At 69.7% G+C, this 2,673-nt stretch carries 2 protein-coding genes and 1 pseudogene; 1 reads left to right on the forward strand and 2 read right to left on the reverse strand.

The window, feature by feature from the left end:
• Both G6020_RS09960 and G6020_RS09965 read right to left on the reverse strand, forming a co-directional pair.
• Positions 1–215: pseudogene (locus tag G6020_RS09960) on the reverse strand (hypothetical protein); the annotation flags it as partial.
• 114 nt (positions 216–329) lie between these two features.
• Complete coding sequence (locus G6020_RS09965) at positions 330–1,220, reverse strand: DMT family transporter (RefSeq protein ID WP_182610512.1); 891 nt, start codon at positions 1,218–1,220, stop codon at positions 330–332.
• A gap of 71 nt (positions 1,221–1,291) precedes the next feature.
• Between G6020_RS09965 and G6020_RS09970 the strand changes: the two genes are divergently transcribed.
• Positions 1,292–2,554, forward strand: coding sequence for an aspartate kinase (locus G6020_RS09970; protein ID WP_179524344.1), 1,263 nt, complete (start codon positions 1,292–1,294; stop codon positions 2,552–2,554).
• The last annotated feature ends 119 nt before the right edge of the window (positions 2,555–2,673 follow it).

The raw sequence follows: 2,673 nt of genomic DNA on the forward strand, positions 1-2,673 counted from the left end.
CCGGAGGGGGTGCCGTTGACCACGGCCCCGGCCGTGGGCGCGGAGACGGCGAGCGGGGCGATGACCGCGGCGACCGAGGCGAGCGTCGTCGCCACCAGGCGGGACGTGCGGCGTGACCCCCGGTGGGTGTCACTGCGGGAATCACTGCGGGAATCTCGGCCGCCCTGCTCGGCGCGGCTGTTACTCAAGGTGCCGCTGGGGCGGGTGAGACGCATGAGGCTCAGCGTAAGCGATGGGATCGACGTGCGCTGCCGCTCGGGGTGGGTCCTCATGGCTCTGGAATCGCGGCCCACCCCGCCCGCGTTACCCCGGGACCGACTGCGCCGGCGTCACCCGTGGCCCACTGCCCCCGCGTTGCCCGGGACCGACTGCGTCTCCTGGTCGACCTCCTTGTTGGCCAAGCGCACGGTCGCCACCACCATCAGGACGAGGGTCGCGGCGAGGATCGCCAGCTCGGGGCCGTCGACGGTGAACCACTCGCCCAGGACCACCACGCCCAGTCCCAGCGCGACGACGGGCGTGGTGACGGTGGAGGCGGGCACCGCCTGGTGCACGGCCCCCGCGGAGAACGACATCTGCTGCAGCGTCAGCGCGATCACCGCCGCCGCCACCAGTCCGTACACCTCGCCCGTGGTGAACACCTCGAGCAACCCGCCCGAATACCACCGGTCGGCCACACCCTTGGTGAGCAGCGCGACGTAGGCGAACGCGAGACCGCCGGCGACGCCCAGGAGCAGCGCCCGGTTGCCGTTGCGGCGGCGGTTACGGGACAGGCGCAGCAGCACGGCGATGGCCACGAGTCCGCCCGCGCACGCGAGCGCCCACTCGTACCAGGGCGGGTGCGCGTCCCCTCCCGTCGGTCGCCCGTAGATCACCAGGACGACCACGCATCCCGCCAGGACGTATCCCCAGAACAGTTCGGTCTTGGTCACCCGCCGGCCGGTCACCCACGCTCCGAGGGGGAGCGCGAAGGTCAGTGAGAGGACGGTGATGGTCTGCACGAGGATGAGCGAGCCGAATGCCAGCGCCCCACCCTGGAAGGCGAATCCGGCCAGGCTGATCGCCATGCCCGACCACCAGTACCTGCTGGCGAGAACGCCGAAGCGGCCCTCGAGCCGACCCCCGGCGCGGTCCTTCGTGCGGTGCCGCATCACGGTGCCGAAGGCCTGGCTGAGGGCGGAGGCGAGGGCCAGGAGGACGGCCACCCAAGTTTCAGTCATCGATGATGAGTAAACACCTCCCGTAATGTAGGGCTGCGTTAAGCCGATCAACACCGGAAGGGTGTGACCGCGTGGCACTCGTAGTGCAGAAGTACGGCGGCTCCTCCGTGGAGTCCGCAGAACGTATCCGTCGGGTGGCCGAACGGATCGTCGAGACCAGGAAGGCGGGCAACGACGTCGTCGTCGTCGCCTCCGCGATGGGGGACACGACCGACGAGTTGTTGGACCTGGCGGACCAGGTCTGCCCGGCGCCCCCGCAGCGCGAGATGGACATGCTGCTGACCTCGGGCGAGAGGATCTCCAACGCCCTGCTGGCCATGGCCATCAGTTCGTTCGGGATGGAGGCGTACTCGTTCACCGGCTCGCAGGCCGGGATCATCACCACCACCAAGCACGGCGACAGCCGGATCATCGACATCACCCCGGGGCGGGTCCGCGACGCCCTGGACCAGGGCAAGATCGCCCTCGTCGCGGGCTTCCAGGGCGTGTCCCGGGAGACCCGCGACGTCACGACCCTCGGTCGTGGCGGTTCGGACACCACCGCGGTGGCCATGGCGGCCGCGCTCGGTGCCGACGTCTGCGAGATCTACTCGGACGTCGACGGCATCTACACCGCCGACCCCCGGATCGTCCCCGACGCCCGCAAGCTCGACACCATCTCGTACGAGGAGATGCTGGAGATGGCGGCCGTCGGTTCGAAGATCCTCAACCTGCGGAGCGTCGAGTTCGCCCGCCGGTACCACGTGCCCCTGCGCGTGCGCTCGTCGTATTCGACCAACCCAGGCACGCTCGTGGCCGGAAAAGTGGAGGACATCCCCGTGGAAGACGCAGTCCTGACCGGAGTCGCTCACGACGCCTCGGAGGCCAAGATCACGGTCGTCGGAATCCCGGACCAGCCCGGGTACGCCGCCAAGATCTTCCGCGTGGTGGCCGACGCAGAGATCAACATCGACATGGTCCTGCAGAACGTCTCCAAGGCGGAGGGCAAGACCGACATCACCTTCACCTGCCCGCGTGAGGTCGGGGCCAGGGCCGTCGAGGTGCTCTCGCAGGCCAAGGACGACCTCGGGATCGACCAGGTGCTCTACGACGACAACGTCGGCAAGGTCTCCCTCGTCGGCGCCGGCATGAAGTCGCACCCGGGCGTCACCGCGACGTTCTGCGAGTCGCTGTCCGAGGCCGGGGTCAACATCGAGCTCATCTCCACCTCGGAGATCCGCATCTCGGCACTGGTCCGCGAGGACGAGCTCCCCGAGAGCGTCCGCGCCCTGCACGCCGCGTTCGAGCTGGGCGGCGAGGAGGAGGCCCAGGTCTACGCCGGCACCGGCCGCTGACCCGAGCCCCGGCCCCCCCACCACATCGAGAAGACAGTTCCCCACACATCGCCCGAGAGCGAGTGTGCGGAACTGTCTTTTCGTCGGCGCACTGCCCGCCGGCCGGCCGGTGCCCGCCC

This window comes from Dietzia sp. B19, from assembly GCF_014145155.1.
GTDB lineage: Bacteria > Actinomycetota > Actinomycetes > Mycobacteriales > Mycobacteriaceae > Dietzia > Dietzia natronolimnaea.

Coding starts and splice junctions, on each gene's coding strand:
- G6020_RS09965 (WP_182610512.1), bottom strand. CDS start 1,220: ATGACTGAAACTTGGGTGGCCGTCCTCCTGGCCCTCGCCTCCGCCCTC.